Annotated in this window: 1 protein-coding gene; it reads right to left on the bottom strand. The window is 69.1% G+C overall.

Annotated elements, in window-relative coordinates:
* The coding region (locus D9V41_RS16285) for an SRPBCC family protein (RefSeq protein WP_133434235.1) at positions 1 to 479 on the bottom strand (479 nt) is incomplete at both ends.

The following is a 479-nucleotide window of genomic DNA, read 5'->3' on the forward strand; positions in this document are numbered from 1 at the left end:
TCTCGGTTCCGCGTCCGGCGGCGAACGAGGCGAGGTCGGCCAGCACCTCGTCGATCTGGCCCATCGCGGCACGCATGCCGTCCTCCATGCCCATGCCGACGAGCTGCTCGAGTTCCTCGACCGAGTTGAAGTGCGTCGTGGTGATCAACCGCGAACCCCGGTCCGTCTCCTCGAACGTGAAGACCATCCGCATCGAGGGCATGTCCGGGTTGGGTGAGCCGTCGTCGGTGGCGAAGCCGTCGCGCACCTCGAAGGACCGGAGCGGGTCGACGGAGAGGAACTCCCAGAATCCCGCGGACTTCTCGCCGTCCGGGCCGGTCATGTAGTAGTCCGAGCGGCCACCGGGGGCGACGTCGTGGCGGGTGAAGGTGGCGGGCCACTCGGGCGGGCCCCAGAACTTCTCGATCTGCCGGGGATCGACGTACGCGTCCCACAGGCGGCGGACCGGGACCCCGAAGTCGGCGACCACGGTCAGGGTC

Source organism: Aeromicrobium phragmitis (assembly GCF_003674095.1).
GTDB lineage: Bacteria > Actinomycetota > Actinomycetes > Propionibacteriales > Nocardioidaceae > Aeromicrobium > Aeromicrobium phragmitis.